We start from the raw sequence: 16,077 nt of genomic DNA, 5'->3' as shown, positions 1-16,077 counted from the left end.
GCGGTGGCCCCGCCCGGTCCTCGGTGCCGGGCGGGGCCACCGTCCTATCGACAGGTCACCGACCCGTCGACGAGACAGGAAGGAAGACACCATGCGTCGTACGCGTGGATCGGCCGCCGTTCTGTTCGGCCTGTTGCTGGCGGTGCTGCCGGCGGCCGGTCCCGCGCAGGCGCACAACGGCAAACTCGATCTGGAGGTGGCCGGCGACGGTGCCACCGGGGTGACCGTGCAGGCCTTCCATGACGATGGGCACCGGCTCGACCTTCCGGTCCGGCTGGTGCTGACCGCCACCGCTGACGGGGGGCGGTCGGTCGGCCCGTTGCAGCTCGAACCGGCCGGTGAAGGGCAGGGATTCTATGCCAGTGGCCCGGTGCTCAGCCCGGGTGACTGGCAGGTGACGGTGAGCGCTCCGGCGCCGTACGACAGCACGGCGACGGTCGATGTACAGGCGGTGGAGGGTCAGGCGCCGCCGGTCGCCGATCTGGCCGCCGCAGCGGCCGAGGACGAATCTGGCGGTACGGCCGGAGCCGGTTGGTGGCGTTGGGCATGGCCGATCGGCCTCGCCGCGCTGGCGTTGGCCGCCTTGGCGGTGGCCGCGCGCCGGCCACGGTCCAGACAGCCCTGATCACGACGGGGCCAGGGCACGGACAGCGACGGGGCCAGCCGAGGTCGGCTGGCCCCGTCGCTGTCTGGTCAGGTGCCGGGTTCTTAGATCAACTCTGGACAAAGCTACACTGTGGAGTCTACGGTCTGATTTGGACGACTCGACCAATTCAGACTGGAGGGCCGGTGCGCCAACCCACGGTTCGGTACCACAATGCGATCATGGACAGCGCCCGTTGGGGGGGATTTCCCTTCCGCGACGGCGACATCGTGATCTCGACACCCGCTAAATGCGGCACGACATGGACCCAGACGATCTGCGCTCTGCTGATCTTCCAGACGCCGGAGCTACCCCGCCCGCTGGACGACATCACCCTCTGGCCCGACATGAAGACGCGCAGCCAGGCCGACGTGTTCGCGTTCTACGAGGCGCAGCAGCACCGACGCATCATCAAGACCCACACCCCGTTCGACGGCCTGCCGATCCACGACGGGGTCACCTACATCGCGGTCGGCCGAGACCCGCGCGACGTCGCTTTGTCCTGGGACGCACACTTCCAGAACACCGACTACGACGTGGTCCTGAAGCTACGCGACGCGGCGGTCGGCAACGACGATCTGACCGGCGAGCTCACCGACGACGCGCCACCGCAGCTGGAATCCGAGTACGACCGGTTCTGGGCCTGGATGGAACACCCCGACGTGCAGATCGGCCTGCCGTCGATGCTGCACCACATGTCAGGTTTCTGGGCGGAGCGTGACCGGTCAAACGTCCTGCTCCTGCACTACGACGAGCTGAAGTCCGACCTTGAGGGCCAGATGCGGGCGATCGCCGAACAGCTCGACATCGAGGTGCCCGAACAGCGCTGGCCGGAGCTGGTGCAGGCGGCCACCTTCGATTCCATGCGCAACCGCGCCAAGGAATTCGCCCCCGTCCTGGCGATGTGGCGGGACCCGAAGCAGTTCTTCAACCGGGGCGCCACCGGCCAGTGGCGTGACCTGCTCGACGACGGCGACCTGCGGCGCTACGAGGAGCAGGTCGCCAAACTCGCCGTACCCGAGCTGGTCGACTGGCTGCACCGCGGCCCGATCACCGTCTGATCGGGTGCGCGGTCGAGTTGGTCGGGCGCGCGGCCCGATCACCGGACAGGCCGAGCTGATTCCGCAGCCGGATCAGGCCGGGTCAGTCGTATCGGTCCTCTGGGTGGCCAGTGCGTCAGACGAGCCGTCGGCGGTCGCCGACGGCTCGTCTGACCCGTATGGCGGGTGGGTTGTGGCGTCAGCTGCCGGCGCTCTCGTGGACGGTGGGGAAGGTGAGGTCCTTCCAGCTGTCCGGTGTCTCCGAGATCATTCCGATCTCTTCCATGAAACCGGCGATGTCCTGAAGACCGTGCGGCTCGGTGGTGTAGGTGATCGCCGGGTTGGTGAGGTACTTCTCGAAGCTCTCAGGTGTGGTCTTGCCACCGGAGTTCGCCGAGAGCTCAGCCGCCGCCGCCGCCGGGTCGTCCGCGAGCGCGGCGATCTGCTCTTCCAGGATCGAGTAGAGCCGGGTCGAGAACTCGGTGTTCTGCTCGTAGTACTCGTTCATCATGAATACACCGTTGAACATGATCGGCCCGAAGAGGTCGCTGCTCTTCAGCACGACACGCATGCCCTGATCCTGCTCGTCGAACTGGAACGGCGGTGAGGTCAGGTGCGCGGCGATCTGTCCGCTCACCAGGTTCTGCAAGCCATCCGGATGGGACATGGGCACGATGTTCGTGTCGAGCGCTTCGGCGTCGCCGAGCTGGTCCTGGGCTCCCTTTCGAAGGACCAACGCCTGAATCGACGTCAGCGAGGGCATCGCGATCTTGTCGGAGGACGTGAAATCACTGAGCGACGTGAGCCGTTCGTCCTTGGCCATCAGCCAAAGTTCCGCGTCGTTGAGCGAGGCCAGGTACCGCCAGTCGACCCCCTTGTCCCGGGCCAGAATCATCTGTGCCGCGCTTCCGGCGCCGACCTGGATGTCGCCTGAAATCATGCCGTCCTGCACTGCCGCGCTCGACGATAGCTCCGTCCACTCGAAGGTCGTGTTGGGAAACTCCTTCTCCAGGGTGCCGTTCTGCTTGAGTAGAATGAGCGGAGCGTATGACAGGCCCGGCTGGTACGCAATCGTCACCTTGGCCGGCATACCGTCGCTGGCCTGCACGTCGGCCTCGTTGGAGCCGCATGCGGCCGAGGTCGACAAAAGTGCGGCCAGAGCGGTCGCGGCAACATATCGGGATCGCCGAGCGGCTCGAGAACTAGCTGAAATCATAGGGTGATCCCCACCTTGTCTGCTGATATCGGACGGAGGGTCGGGCGGACGGTGCGTTCCACCTACGGTGGTGGCGGGAACCGGATTCCGACAGGTCGGCGGTCCGGCTATGTCTTCATTCCCCATCGAACGACAGTGCGCCGCTCGATCAGGATGAAGACCATGTCGATCAGTAGACCGATGACCGCGATCGTCACCAGGCCGGCGAAGACGTCGGGGATGTCAAGGTAGTAGCGGCTGTTGTTGATGAAGTAGCCGAGGCCACCCCCACCTCCTGCGACGCCGAACACGAGTTCGGAGGCGACGATGGTGCGCCAGCCGAAGGCCCAGGCAGTCTTGACTCCCGAGATCGTGTGTGGCAGGGCGGCCGGGAAGAGCACCTCGGAGATCATGCGCCAGCGCTTGAGCCCGATGTTGCGGCCGACCGCTATAATCGTCCGGTTCGCCGTCCGGAAGCCGGTGTTGACATTGATTGCAATCGGCCAGATCACCGCGTTGGCGACCACGAACACCAGAGCCGTCTCACTGAGCCCGAACCACAGGATCGCCAGCGGCAGCACGGCGATCGACGGCAGTGGGTTCAGCATCGAGGAGAAGACGACGAGTACGTCCTCACCGAAGCGCGTCCACACCGCGAGTGTGGTCAGCACGACGGCGATGAGGCTGCCGAACAGCATGCCGAGCAACAGGACCCGCATGGTGGTGCCGGTCGATCGCAGCAGTTCACCGTTCTGGAAACCCGCGACCAGGGCCCGACCCACGTCTGCGGGTGAGGAGAACAGCAGGGGGTTGACGCCCGATATCGTGACGTAGAGCTGCCACCCGGTCAGCAGCAGGACGACGACGAGAACCCGGCGCAGCCACACCGGCATCGCCCCCCACCGCCAGTCCCTGACACTGCGCGGCGGGGCGGCGTCGGCCGACGGCGGGGCCGGGACGTCCCCCTCGGTACGGGTGATGGTCGATTGTTCAGTCGGTGAACTCAGCGACATCCTCGTCAGCCCCCTTCCCGTCCCGGTGCAGCAGGCTGCCCAGATGTGTCCGTACGCTGCGGTACTCCTCTGAACCCACCACCTTGGCTTCGTCGGTGATCTGGACGGTCTCACGGACCACCGAAGGCGGGTCGGTCAGAACGACGACCCGGTCACCGAGGACAATTGCCTCCTCGATGCTGTGGGTGACGAACAGGATGGTGACCCCGGTTCGTTTCGCGATGGCGTTGAGCTCGGCCTGCAGGCGGGCCCGGGTGAGCGCGTCCAGAGCCCCGAACGGCTCGTCCATCAGCAGCATGACCGGCTCCAGCGCGAAGGCGCGCGCGATCGCCACCCGCTGCTTCATCCCGCCCGAGAGCTGGTGGGGGTGGCGGTCGAGGGCTCGACTCAGCCCCATCATCTCGAGGTAGCGGCGCGCCTGCTGGTCCGCGTCGGACCTCTTACGACCGTTGCGACGCAACGGGTATGCGACGTTGTCGAGTACGTCACGCCAGGGGAACAGCTGGTCGAACTCCTGGAAGACGACCGCCCGGTCCGGCCCGGGGGCGAGTGTGCGTCGACCGGCCACGGTGATCGTGCCGTCAGCGAGTTCGAGGAACCCCGCGATGGTCTTGAGAAGGGTCGACTTTCCGCATCCGGACGGGCCGATCAACATGATCGTCTCGCCAGCGGTGACGTCGAAGCTCACGTCTGCCACAGCTCGGGCGAACGTGCCGTTGACCCAGTAGCCGATCGAGGCGTGGGACACGCTGAGCAGCGTGTCGGGCCGTTCGTCGGGCTGCGGGACGGCTCGTTCCGGGTCGGCGCGCAGCGGGGACGGATGGACCATACAGGACTCCCTTGGACTCGTCGGCTAGGCGACTGGCTCTGGTTGGTGGCCGTGGTGGTGGGAACGGTCGGGACCGTTCGTCGGCGCGCTGACACGCCAGTCGGGGGTCGGCGGCGATCCAGTTCTCGGACGGGCGCGGACGCACCGCCCTGTTTCTCCTGGTCGGCCGGTGGTGGGGATCTAGGCACGTGATTCCTCCAGAGCTGACTGTGTCCTGCAGCACAACAGTTAACTCGGCCGACATAGTGACGTCCAAGACGCTGCATCGATCTCATTCATAGGCACGACCTATCGAGGAGCCCTCAGCGATCGCGCGCGCGAAACTGCGGATCAAACGCCCAAAGCGTCTATAGCAGACAGAAGCGCAGGTGGGCCGCAGCCATTGACGGAACGGCAGTTTCGGCGCGGCCACCTGCCGGTTCCCGCCGAAACCGTACGGCTCGTGGCGGCGCGGACGTGGCTGCGGCGTTCGATCGGCCGTCGCCCGCTACCCTCGGTCGACACTTCCCACTCGTAGCCAGCGCCTATCTAACGAATCCCGAACGGGGTCTGGACCTATCGGCCGCCACCTGGTTGCATATCGCCAGGTCAGGCCGATCTGATCATGAGAATCAGCGAAGGGTGCGCGCGCATGACAGATCGCAGCCGGAGAAGGGCGGCACCGACCGGGAGGCACCCTCAGCTGCCCCAGACCCGTACCGGCAGCCGGTGCTGACGCGCGATGGACGCCCGCCAGCTCCGATACTTCCTCGCAGTCGTCGACGCTGAAGGCTTCGGCAAGGCAGCCGAGAAGCTCTACATCGCGCAACCGTCACTGTCACAGGCCATCGCCGGACTGGAGCGCGAGCTGGGCGTCGCGCTGTTCCACCGGGTCGGACGCGGCGTGGTGCTCAGTGACGCCGGCAAGCAGCTGATCGGTCCGGCCCGGCAGGTCATCCGCGACCTGGCGACCGCACAGGCCACCATCGACGCCATCAAGGGGGTGGCCCGAGGCCGGGTTGAGGTCACCTCGATGCCGTCCGCCGGCATCGAGCCCCTGGCACCGATCATGCAGCGGTTCGCCGCCGCTCATCCCGACGTCACTGTCAGCGTCAACGCCGCCTTCGTACCGGACGAGGTGATCGACGCGGTGCGTACCGGTGCCGTCGAGATCGGCCTGCTCGGCGCGCCCGACATCGTCCGGGTCGCCGAGCTCGACGTCGTGCCCCTGGAGAACCAGCCACTGATGCTGTTCACCGCTCCCGGTGGCCCTTTCCATGGCCGCGACCACGTCACCGCCGACGATTTCGACGGACACCGGCTCATCGCCTCCCAGCCCGGTTCCCTCATGCGACAGCTCGTCGATCACATCCTGGCGCAGGGAAGTCAGGCCCGGCTCGTCGCCGAGGTCGCCCACCGGACGTCCATCCTTCCCCTCGTCCTCGCCGGGGTGGCCGATGCGATCCTGCCCGCCGCGTGGAAGGATCTCGCGATCAGGGCCGGGGCGGACGTGCTGCCGATCCGCCCCACGGCGTACCTGCGGATCGTCCTGGTCAGTCGCCGCACCCAGCTGACGCCCGCCGCACGGGCATTCATCGACATCGCCCGGAGGTACCGCGACGAGCGGCTCGACCAGCCGGCGGCCTGACCGACCAGGCCGCCGTGTGCGGCCCGTCGACGCCCGCACCGACGCGCTGAACAGCGCGGTGCCCGACCCGGCCGCCATGCCCGCACGCCAGGTGCCGGATCATCCAGCCGATCTCATAGGCCGCACCTATGAGAGGGGTAGATCGTGCGTGTTGGACGCCGCACCCGGGCCCGCCCAAGGTTGGTGAGGCTTCCGGTCCACCCGGCAGCCCTGTCCACCAGCAGCGGGAGGCCGACATGCCCACCACCAGGACGACGTGTCTCGTGGCACCGGACAAGTTCAAGGGGTCACTCGACGCGACGAACGTCGCTCTGGCGCTGCGTGCCGGGCTACGGGCCGTCCGACCCGGCGTCCAGGTCGACTGCCGCCCGATGGCCGATGGCGGCGACGGCACCGTCGCGCTCCTGTCAGATGTCGGCTTCGACCTGGTTCCGGTGGAGGTCGACGGACCGACCGGCCAGACCGTACGAACGAGTTACGCGGTCCGCGGCGAGGTGGCGGTCGTCGAGCTCGCCGACGCGTGCGGGCTCAGCCAGCTACCCGACGGCGTTCCCGCCCCCTTGGACGCCTCGTCGTACGGACTCGGGCAGGTCATCGTCGCAGCGGTCCGCAGCGGCTGCCGTCACCTCGTCATCGGCCTGGGTGGCAGCGCCAGCACCGATGGTGGAGCCGGCCTGCTGCAGGCGCTGGGCGCCCGGGTGCTCGACCGCGATCAGCAGAACATTCCGCGCGGCGGTCGCCGGCTCGCCGAGGTAGCCTCCGTCGACCTGAATCCCGTGCACGACCTGTTGCGTGGCGTCTCGGTGACGGTGGCCGCCGACGTTGACAATCCCCTGCTTGGTAGCCGAGGCGCGGCCGCCACGTACGGACCGCAGAAGGGTGCCGACCCCGCGCAGGTCAACCTGCTTGAGCAGGCTCTGAGCCGGTTCGCCACAGCAGTCGGACAGGCAGCCGGTGCGGGGCTGGCCGCAGCGCCCGGGGCTGGGGCCGCCGGCGGCGTCGGATTCGCCGCCCTGGCACTCGGTGCGACCATTCGCCGGGGTATCGAGGTCTTCCTGGACCTGACCGACTTCGCCACGGCCCTGACCAGCGCCCGTCTGGTGGTCACCGGAGAGGGGCGCCTCGATCAGCAGAGCCTGGCCGGAAAGACTCCGGTGGGGGTTGCGGCAGCGGCGCACGCCGCAGGTGTGCCGGTCGTCGCGGTGGCCGGCCAGTCGACGCTCGATGCGGCCGACCTCGCTGCCGCCGGCTTTGCCGGTGCCTACCCGCTCACCAGTATCGACCCCGACCTCGACCGATGCCAGTCGAATGCCGCTGAGCTGCTCACCGATATCGGACGACGGATAGCCCTGGACCATCTCACCGGTTGACGTTGAAGCCGGTGCCGGCTCGACGCACGTCGCGACGACCCATAGGGCCGCGCTATCGCGTCGAGAGGACACCGGTCTTGGACGTGGCGACGATCACATTGGTTGAGTGAGTCGATCTCAGCTCCGACCCGCACCCCGTCCCCGCACCCCGTCCCTACTCCATGCCTGCACCAGGCAATGAGAGGAATCCGATGAAACGAAGGTTGTTCCTCGCCTCGGCCACCGCGCTGTCGGGCGCCGCCGTCGGCTCGGCAATCGTCACTGAACCGGCACTGGCGACCAAGCTCGGCACCGGCTGGAGCCCGTCCAAGGGCGGCGGTAGGCGCCTCTCGGACGCCGGCATCGCTGCCCGGCTGCGGCTCTTCGGCCCAGAGAACGTCAACCCTCAGACCGGCGCCCTGCCCGAGGAACGCGTGGTCGCATCGTGGCTGTCCAACTCGTCGTTCGCCGTCGCGGTCGGCGGCCGCCTGCTGTACCTCGACACGTTCATCAGCCGGCTGGAGGTGGAGCGTGGCCGTACTCCGCTGGTGATCGCCGACCTCGTCGATGCCCGGCCTGACGCTGTTCTGCTCGGCCACGGGCACGGCGACCATGCCGACAACGCGGCCTACATCGCGGCCATGACCGGTGCAACCATCTACGCCTCGGAGGAGACCTGCGCCGTGCTGGCCGCCGACTTCGCTCGGCTGAAGGCTGACCCGCTGGTCAACACCGATCCGCAGACCCGGATCCCCTCTGACGCCGTCCTGCGGACCGTGCCGGTCACCAGCGCCGACTCCGTTCCCGGTACCGAGATGGTCCGGCTCGACGTACTCGAACCCTTCGCTCAGGTGGTGGCCTTCCGGCACCTGCACTCGGTCGCGGTGCCGCAGGACCCGGAGTACCCGCCGCCGCGTACCGAGATTCTCGTCGACCCGCGCGACTCGGCCCTCTTTCCGTCGGGGACTTCGCTGACCCCGGGGTCCAACCCGCAGCCCGGGCAGATGAACCTGCGCACCGGCGGCGGCTCCGGCGGCACCGTGAGTATCTACTTCCACATCACCTTGCGGCACGGCAGCAACTTCAGCTTCGGGTGGCAGAACACCGCAGGCGCGCTGAAGGAGGGCATCGGCAACGGCTGGCCCGGCACCCCCGAGGATGGCGAGCGCATCCGGGGCCGCCTCGCGTTGCTGCCCCAGACCGACCTGCATCTGGCAACGGCATCGACCGCCAACTACACCAACAACGGTCTGCGCGACCTCATCCACTACCAGTCGATCGTCCGTCCCCGCATCTACGTGCCGAACCACCTGACGTCGGGCACCCGGACTCGGGAGGGCTGCTCCCTGGCGGTGTACGCCGGCTACCTCGAGCAGATGAACCTCATGGGTGTGCCGGATGCCGACCGGCCGCACGTGCGGTGGGTCATCGACCCTGTGGACTACCTGCAGCCGCTCTCCTTCGACACCGACGACGACACGTGGCGCGATCGGAGCAAGAAGGACAGGATCAAGGCCCTCGACCGGATCAAGTTGGGGCGGCCCCGCACCGTCAAGGCCTTCGCCGGTACGCAGCGCATGACGGCCGAGCACACCCACAGCTGCGAGGCGTAGTGCAGCAGGAATCATAGGCTGGACCAATGCATCCGATCGGATAGCGGTGTTGGACGCCTATCGAGCATCCGGGTTCACTGATTTGTGCCTACCATCTACCACGAGGCCGGAGTTGCCATGAGCAATCAGCACCACTTCCGTATCGCCGTCATTCCCGCCGACGGCGTCGGTCGGGAGGTAGTCGCCGCTGGACGGGACGTACTTGACGCACTGGAAGGGCGCTCCGGTGGTCGTTTCGGATTCCAGTGGGCGGAGTTCCCGTGGGGTTCGGACTACTATGCCGAGCACGGGATCATGATGCCTGAGGACGGTCTGGACACGTTGCGCGACTTCGACGCCATCTATTTCGGTGCCGTTGGGTGGCCCACGGTGCCTGACCACATCAGCCTGTGGGGTCTTCGCCTGCGCATCTGTCAGGGATTCGACCATTGGGCGAACGTCCGGCCGGTGACTTTCCTGCCAGGCGTCACCAGCCCACTACGGAAGGCTGACACCGTAGAGCTCGACTGGGTCGTCGTCCGCGAGAACACCGAAGGCGAATACGCCGGCCTCGGCGGACGCAACCTCTCCGCCCGCGGTGCGGGCGGAGAGGTTGCCGTCCAGTCCGCCCTGTTCACCGAGGTCGGCTGCGAACGAATCATGCGGTTCGCGTTCGACCTCGCTCTGACCAGGACCCGCAAGAAGGTGGCCAGCGTCACCAAGAGTAACGCCCAGCAGTACGGTATGGTCCTCTGGGACGACACGTTCCGGCGGGTCGCCGCAGACTATCCGGACGTCGAAACGGAAAGCGTCCTTGTGGACGCGATGGCGGCCAAGTTCGTCCTACACCCGGAGGATCTCTCGGTCGTCGTCGCATCCAATCTCAACGCGGACATCCTTTCCGACCTCGGCAGCGCTCTCGCGGGTAGCCTCGGCCTCGCCCCGAGTGCGAATCTGAATCCGGAACGGCGGTACCCGAGCATGTTCGAGCCGGTTCACGGGTCCGCGCCCGACATCGCCGGGATGGGAATCTGCAATCCCATCGGCGCCATTGGCAGCGCAGCGATGATGCTGACCCATCTCGGCCTGCCCGACGAGGCCAGGAAGATAAACGCCGCGATCGAGGCAACCACGGCACAAGGGCTGCTGACGCGGGATATCGGCGGCAGCGCCAGCACCAAGGCTGTCACCGAAGCCATCATCAAGAACCTACCGGATTGACCACTGGGCCACCCAGGTCCGGCTTGACTTCCTCCCCGCCCTGAAGGAACAGGGATTCCCTGGGTCGCCCCAGGGGTTCCTGCTTCGCCGACGACCGCCCCGTCCGAGAGGAGGACTCCCGGTGAGGTCTTACACCGCCTCCACAGGCAGTCACGGAGAGCCCCTCCGCGAGGATGTTGCGGGCCGCGTCGACGTCCCGGTCGTGGGCCTGCCCGCACCGGCAGGTCCACGACCGGACGGCCAACGGCATCCGGACGGCCAGGGCGCCGCAGTCCGGAGCACAGTCGGGTCGACGGGAACCAGCGGTCCACAACCACCAGATCGCGGCCGTCGTGAGGTCGGTCCGGGCACCCTGTCGGTGTCGCCACCGGTAGGTCTCCCCGAACCGCCACCCGAACCCGCCGTGCGCTCGACCTGCCAGTGCTGATCATCGACGGCTCCGAGGACATTCGCCCCCGCTGGGCCGTCGACTCACTGCATGAGGCGCTGCCCGACAGTCAGCGCGTGAGCCTCGCCGGGTCCGGCCACCTGCCGTTGGTCGAGAACCCTGACGACTTCCGCCGAGCGGTGACAGCCTCGGTGATCGCCGCGCCCGAGCCACCGGCTGGAGCCTCAGGACGGCGTACTGATGATGAACTCGTCGGCGACCCAGCGGGCCACGTCGGGTGGGTAGGGCGTCGAGAGGCCGAGGACTATGTGCCCGAAGCCGGCGTCGACCGCCGCGCTGACGGCGGCCCGGGTGGCGCCGGGCTGGTCGTAGGAGACCGGCAGGTGGATGGAGCGGGTGATGGTCGCCGGGTCGCGGCCGATCTCGGCGCAGTAGCGGTCCAGCAGCGCGCTACGGCTGGCCGCGTCGGCGATGTCACCGCCGGGGATGTTCCACAGGTCGGCGTGCGCGGCGACCACCCGCAGCAGGGCCGCCGACCGTCCGCCGATCAGGATCGGCGGGTACGGGCGCTGCACCGGCTTCGGGCTGCCGTACGCCCCGGCCAGGCGGTGGTGGGTGCCGTGGAAGTCGAACGGTTCGGCCTCGGTCCACAGCCGGCGGGTGACCGGGCCGCGAGCCGGCACCGATGCCGAAGTCGAGCCGGCCGCCGGAGACGATGTCGACGGTCGCGGCCATCTTGGCCAGCATCGCCGGTGGCCGGAAGCGGTTGCTGGTCACCAACAGGCCTAGACGCAGCCGCCGGGTCTGCGCGGCAAGCGCGGCGAGCAGGGTCCAGCCTTCGTACGTCGGCCCGCTCGGGTCGCCGAAGATCGGCATGAGGTGGTCGTAGAGCCAGGCGTGTTCGATGGCCGGGATCGAGTCCGCGTCGCGCCAGACGCGCGACACGTCGTGGTAGTCGACCTGGGATGGGGCGGTCATGATCCCGAAGCTGAGCCGGGGTGTCGGTGGCATCAGTCCATCCAGTACGCGGTCAGCGGCGGCGGAGCGCCGGGTCGAGCAGAGCGGGCGGGGCGTCGTGCTTCTCATGCGGAGCCAGGTCGACACCGGGGGCGACGATCGCGTCGACGGCGTCGAGCACGTCGGCGGTCAGCACGGTGTCTGCGGCAGCCAACTGCGAATGCAGGTGGTCGATCGTGCGCGGGCCGATGATCGCGCTGGTCACCCCAGGGTGTGCGGTGACGAAGCCGAGCGCGAGTTGGATCATCGTCAGGCCGGCGGCGTCAGCGACGGCGGCCAGTTTCTCGACCGCGTCGAGCTTGGCCCGATTGGTGGGGATGTCCAGGTCGTACCGCTGCGGCATCTTGCCGGACCGGCTGGTGCTGATCTCCCGGTCGGCGCGGATCGCGCCGGACAGCCAGCCGGAGGCGAGCGGGCTCCAGGCGAGCACCCCCATGCCGTACTCCTGGGTCACCGGCAGGACGTGGGCCTCGATGCCGCGTTGCAGGATCGAGTACCCGGGCTGCTCGGTCACGTACCGGCTGGTCCGGTGTTCCCGGGCGGCCCACTGGGCCTGGACGATCCGGTAGGCGGGGAAGGTCGACGAGCCGAAGTAGCGGATCTTGCCGGCCCGTTGCAGATCGGTCAGCGCGGACAGGGTCTCCTCATCGCTGGTCGCCGGGTCCCAGCGGTGGATCTGATAGAGGTCGACGTGGTCGACGCCGAGCCGGCGCAGGCTGTCGTCCAGGGCGGTGACCAGCCAGCGGCGGGAGCTGCCCTGGTGGTTGCGTTCGTCGCTCATCGGCATGTTGGCCTTGGTGGCGAGCACGATGTCGTCGCGGCGGCCGGCGATGGCCTTGCCGAGAATCTCCTCCGACTGGCCATGGCTGTACCAGTCGGCCGTGTCGATGAGGTTGATCCCGGCGTCGAGCGCGGCGTCGACGATGGCGGTGGCCTCGTCCTGGCTGGTGTCGCCGATCGCGCCGAAGTTCATCGCGCCGAGGGCGAGGGTGCTGGCCTGCACGCCGGTGCGGCCGAGGGTGCGGTACTGCATGGCGTTGTTTCTCCTTGATCGGGGTCGCCTGATCTGGCACGCTGACAGCGAAGCGGAGCAGCGTTCCGCTAAGACGATACGGAACAACGTTCCGGTTGACAAGTGGGCAATGGAGGGACCGCGCATGGTCGACACCGACGGCGACAGCAGCAGGTCGGAGGGACCGGAGGGGTCAACAGCCGGACCGGAGCGACCGAAAGCCGAGCCGGACCGGCCGCGCCGGCAGCGGGCCGACGCCCGGCGCAACGAGCAGGCCCTGCTGGACGCGGCGGCGGCGGCGTTCATCGCATCCGGCGTCGACGTCCCGGTACGCGACATCGCCACCCGGGCCGGCGTCGGTGTCGGCACGATCTACCGCCACTTCCCCACCCGGTCCGATCTGATCGTCGCGGTCTTCCGACACCAGGTCGAAGCCTGCGCCGACGCCGGCCCGACCCTGCTGGCGGAGAGCGCCACCGCGCACGCCGCCCTGGCCCGTTGGGTCGACCTCTTCGTCGACTTCCTGATCACCAAGCACGGTCTCGCCGGGGCGTTGCAGTCCGACGCCGCCGCCTTCCAGACGCTGCACGAGTACTTCCTCGGCCGGCTGGTCCCGGTGTGCACCGAGCTGCTCGACGCCGCCGTCACGGCCGGCGAGATCCGTCCCGACATCGACGCCTACCAACTGATGCGCGGGGTCGGCAATCTCTGCGTCGGCGCCGACACCGACCCCCGCTACGACGCCCGCCGCCTGGTCAACCTGCTCATCGCCGGCCTTCGCCCCGGTACGCACTCGGCGTGAAGTCGAGCACCGTACGGAACTCGTTGGCCAGGTGGGCCTGGTCGGCGTAGCCCAGTTGGGCAGCCAGACCGGCGAGGTCGGTGCCCGGTTCGGTCCGCAGCAGGTGCGCCGCTTCCTGCAGCCGGCGTCGGCGGATCATCGTCAACGGCGGCAGGCCGACGTGGCGGCGGGCCAACCGCTGCACCGTGCGGGTCGACACGTGCAGCCGGGCGGCGACGTCCTCGACCCGCAGCACCGAGTGGTCGGTGTCGACGAGCTCCGCCAGGGTGTTGGCCAGCAGCGCCTCCGGGCCAGGCGGCCCGACCGTGGCGCTCAACCAGTCGACGAACGCCGCCACCGCACCAGCGTGCCGCTGCGGCGCGTCAACGGCACCAGTCATCGCCCCGACCACCGGCAACTGCAGGTCGGGCAGGTCCAGCAGCCGGGAGGCGTCCCGCAGCGCGGCAGGGTCCGAGGTGAAGTGCGGCACCGCCGCCGGGCGCAGCAGTGCCCCGACCGCCCAGCCGGTGCCGGTCAGGTCCCGGGACGAGACCCGGGTCGTCGGACCGGCCAGCTCCACCCCGTCCGGGCCGACTACCAGGTTGCAGGCGGGAAACGAGAGGATCTGCTGCCGGGAGGTACGGCCCGGCGCGATCCGCCACTCGGGGATCCAGAACCAGCGGACCAGTGACGCGACCGGCTCCGGCGGTGGCAGCCGGGCGAAGGTCGGCAGCCGGGCCGGGTACAGAATGCCGCGCTGCGCCGGGTCCACGGCAGCCAGGCTACGAGCCTGCGACACCGGCCGGCCGGCTGTCGCGAATCTGCAAGCCACCCGCCCGGCCGCTGCCTAGGGTCGGGACCATGTCCGACACTCTCGCGGCCGCCGACGGCCGGCACACCAGCAACGGTACGCCGCACGGCGTCACCAGCCTCACCCCGTTCCTGGCCATTCCGGACGCGCGCGGCGCGATCGCCTTCTACCGGGACGTGTTCGGCGCCCGGGTGGTGGACGTGACCGAGATGGGCGGCGCCGTGGTGCACGCGGTGCTCGACTTCGGCAACGGCCAGCTGCAGCTCGGCGAGCCGTCCCCGGCGTACGGCCTGGTCGCCCCGCCCGCCGGCGACGAGGACTGCTACTCGATCGGCCTGTACTGCCCGGACGTCGACGCGACGCTGGCCCGCGCGGTCGCGGCCGGCGCGACGGTACGCGAGCCGGCGGCGACCTTCGTCTCCGGTGACCGGTTCGCCAGCATCCGCGACCCGTACGGGGTGCGCTGGTCGATCATGACCCGGGTCGAGGACCTGTCCGAGTCCGAGAGCGCCCGCCGGGTCGCCGAGTGGGCCGCTCAGCAGGGCTGAGGAACGGTCGGCCGACGCGCCTCAATCTCAGTGCAGTGATGGCCGCCAATGCAAAACAGGCCACGAGGAGAGCTGCGGCGCCGAGGACGATCCGGTCCCGATCCGATGTTCCGGCCATCGTGTCGGCGACCCATGCGGCGAGATTGTCGGCGCGGGCGCTGAAGTCCGCTCCGGAGTGCGGACAGCCCGGTCCCGAGCTGACGACAGCCACCAGTTCGGCCGTTCCATCGGCTCGTTCGCGGAAGTATGGACCGCCGGAGTCGTGCGCGCACGGGCTGGTGTCCGGACGGGGTTCCCGACCGGAAGTCTCGATCAGGGTCTCGCCGACCGCCTCGACGATGAACTGGCCGGTCTGCAGCCGCGTAGCGGGGACGATCGCATCGCCGTCGCCGACCAGTCCGTATCCGGTAAGACGGAGCGTCTCGCCCACCGCCGGCGGCGTGGTGGCGATCGTCAGTGGCGTGATGCCGGTGACGGCGGTGCCGAGCTCGGCGAGGGCCACGTCGCTCGTCTCGGCCTGGTGTACCGCGATGACCTCGACTTCCTGTCCGCCCTCACCGTTCAGTTCGGTGCGCCCGACCGTCGCGGTGGTACGACCGGCCACGGTGCGACTCACCCAGCGACCGTCGTCACCTCGGAAGCAGTGCCCGGCGGTGATCACCCAACGCGGTGCGATCAGTGCCCCGGAGCACGAGCTGTCCCGGGTGCCACCGTCGGCGGTGGGCAGCTCGGTCATGGTGAGCAGGACCGAGAACCGGTAGGCCCCGTCGGGTGCGTCCGCGCCGTACGCGATCGCCGCCGCGCTACGGGCCCCGATGGGAACAACAGCTGTGGCCACCAGGAGGATCAGAAGAGAACTCAGCACATATCTACGCAAAATTATCACCGGCACCAATGAGAAGCGTCATGGGATGGGATCATGCTTGCGGCCCGGTGGTCAGGAGAGCGTCAGCGACGCCCTTATCCATCCTTTATCCGAGTTGTGCGAATCTGTCGGCAGCCGGGACGGGC

At 68.6% G+C, this 16,077-nt stretch carries 16 protein-coding genes and 1 pseudogene; 8 read left to right on the top strand and 9 right to left on the bottom strand.

The annotated features are described in order from the left end of the window. The first annotated feature begins 91 nt into the window (after positions 1-91). Positions 92-625, top strand: a complete 534-nt coding sequence (locus O7610_RS26750; RefSeq protein WP_281553131.1) for a hypothetical protein — start codon at positions 92-94, stop codon at positions 623-625. A gap of 200 nt (positions 626-825) precedes the next feature. After that, the gene (locus O7610_RS26745; protein WP_281567125.1) at positions 826-1,704 is read left to right on the top strand and encodes a sulfotransferase domain-containing protein; all 879 of its coding nucleotides are present in this window, start codon (positions 826-828) and stop codon (positions 1,702-1,704) included. Between the two features lie 178 nt (positions 1,705-1,882). Here the strand turns inward: O7610_RS26745 and O7610_RS26740 are convergent, their stop codons facing one another. From O7610_RS26740 to O7610_RS26730, 3 genes are all read right to left on the bottom strand, one after another. Then, positions 1,883-2,791, bottom strand: a complete 909-nt coding sequence (locus O7610_RS26740) for an ABC transporter substrate-binding protein (protein WP_281567126.1) — start codon at positions 2,789-2,791, stop codon at positions 1,883-1,885. Between the two features lie 215 nt (positions 2,792-3,006). Beyond that, positions 3,007-3,891, bottom strand: a complete 885-nt coding sequence (locus O7610_RS26735) for an ABC transporter permease (protein ID WP_281553127.1) — start codon at positions 3,889-3,891, stop codon at positions 3,007-3,009. Further along, entirely contained in the window at positions 3,869-4,720 is an 852-nt protein-coding gene (locus O7610_RS26730) for an ABC transporter ATP-binding protein (protein WP_281553126.1), read from the bottom strand. Before O7610_RS26730 ends, O7610_RS26735 begins: the two co-directional genes overlap by 23 nt. A gap of 721 nt (positions 4,721-5,441) precedes the next feature. On the opposite strand from O7610_RS26730, the gene O7610_RS26725 reads away from it, so the two are divergent. The 4 genes from O7610_RS26725 to O7610_RS26710 all read left to right on the top strand — a co-directional run bounded on the left by O7610_RS26725 (position 5,442) and on the right by O7610_RS26710 (position 10,509). Continuing rightward, the gene (locus O7610_RS26725) at positions 5,442-6,347 is read left to right on the top strand and encodes a LysR family transcriptional regulator (protein ID WP_281553125.1); all 906 of its coding nucleotides are present in this window, start codon (positions 5,442-5,444) and stop codon (positions 6,345-6,347) included. Positions 6,348-6,583: 236 nt separating this feature from the next. Further along, the gene (locus O7610_RS26720; RefSeq protein WP_289212116.1) at positions 6,584-7,717 is read left to right on the top strand and encodes a glycerate kinase; all 1,134 of its coding nucleotides are present in this window, start codon (positions 6,584-6,586) and stop codon (positions 7,715-7,717) included. A 191-nt stretch (positions 7,718-7,908) separates the two neighbouring features. Then, a complete protein-coding gene (locus O7610_RS26715) occupies positions 7,909-9,309 on the top strand; it encodes an MBL fold metallo-hydrolase (RefSeq protein WP_281553123.1) in 1,401 nt (466 codons plus the stop codon). A 117-nt stretch (positions 9,310-9,426) separates the two neighbouring features. Beyond that, positions 9,427-10,509 carry a tartrate dehydrogenase gene (locus O7610_RS26710; protein ID WP_281553122.1) on the top strand — a complete coding sequence of 361 codons (1,083 nt, stop codon included), beginning with the start codon at positions 9,427-9,429 and terminating at the stop codon, positions 10,507-10,509. Here the strand turns inward: O7610_RS26710 and O7610_RS30790 are convergent. From O7610_RS30790 to O7610_RS26695, 4 genes and pseudogenes are all read right to left on the bottom strand, one after another. Then, positions 10,490-10,822, bottom strand: a complete 333-nt coding sequence (locus O7610_RS30790; protein WP_353850300.1) for a zinc ribbon domain-containing protein — start codon at positions 10,820-10,822, stop codon at positions 10,490-10,492. The two genes, O7610_RS26710 and O7610_RS30790, sit on opposite strands and share 20 nt — an antisense overlap. Positions 10,823-11,121: 299 nt before the next feature. Then, positions 11,122-11,580 (bottom strand): LLM class flavin-dependent oxidoreductase, encoded by a 459-nt coding sequence (locus O7610_RS26705; RefSeq protein WP_281553121.1) that lies wholly within the window; start codon positions 11,578-11,580, stop codon positions 11,122-11,124. Positions 11,581-11,623: 43 nt separating this feature from the next. Further along, positions 11,624-11,875, bottom strand: a pseudogene (locus O7610_RS26700) (LLM class flavin-dependent oxidoreductase); the annotation flags it as partial. Positions 11,876-11,927: 52 nt separating this feature from the next. Further along, the gene (locus tag O7610_RS26695; RefSeq protein ID WP_281553120.1) at positions 11,928-12,947 is read right to left on the bottom strand and encodes an aldo/keto reductase; all 1,020 of its coding nucleotides are present in this window, start codon (positions 12,945-12,947) and stop codon (positions 11,928-11,930) included. A 124-nt stretch (positions 12,948-13,071) separates the two neighbouring features. On the opposite strand from O7610_RS26695, the gene O7610_RS26690 reads away from it, so the two are divergent. Beyond that, positions 13,072-13,728, top strand: a complete 657-nt coding sequence (locus tag O7610_RS26690) for a TetR/AcrR family transcriptional regulator (RefSeq protein WP_281553119.1) — start codon at positions 13,072-13,074, stop codon at positions 13,726-13,728. Here O7610_RS26690 and O7610_RS26685 read toward each other — a convergent pair. After that, positions 13,691-14,422 carry a helix-turn-helix domain-containing protein gene (locus tag O7610_RS26685; RefSeq protein ID WP_475048898.1) on the bottom strand — a complete coding sequence of 244 codons (732 nt, stop codon included), beginning with the start codon at positions 14,420-14,422 and terminating at the stop codon, positions 13,691-13,693. The genes O7610_RS26690 and O7610_RS26685 overlap by 38 nt on opposite strands. Before the next feature lie 146 nt (positions 14,423-14,568). Between O7610_RS26685 and O7610_RS26680 the strand changes: the two genes are divergently transcribed. Then, positions 14,569-15,066, top strand: coding sequence for a VOC family protein (locus tag O7610_RS26680; protein ID WP_281553118.1), 498 nt, complete (start codon positions 14,569-14,571; stop codon positions 15,064-15,066). On the opposite strand, the gene O7610_RS26675 is transcribed toward O7610_RS26680, so the two are convergent. Then, positions 14,990-15,958: a S1 family peptidase gene (locus O7610_RS26675; RefSeq protein WP_281553117.1), complete on the bottom strand. Its 969-nt coding sequence runs from the start codon at positions 15,956-15,958 to the stop codon at positions 14,990-14,992. The two genes, O7610_RS26680 and O7610_RS26675, sit on opposite strands and share 77 nt — an antisense overlap. Positions 15,959-16,077 lie beyond the last annotated feature (119 nt).

The sequence above is a fragment of the Solwaraspora sp. WMMA2065 genome (genome assembly GCF_030345075.1).
Taxonomy (GTDB): Bacteria; Actinomycetota; Actinomycetes; order Mycobacteriales; family Micromonosporaceae; genus Micromonospora_E.
Note: the sequence above shows the minus strand (reverse complement) of the source record. Positions and strands in the feature narration are given on the sequence as shown.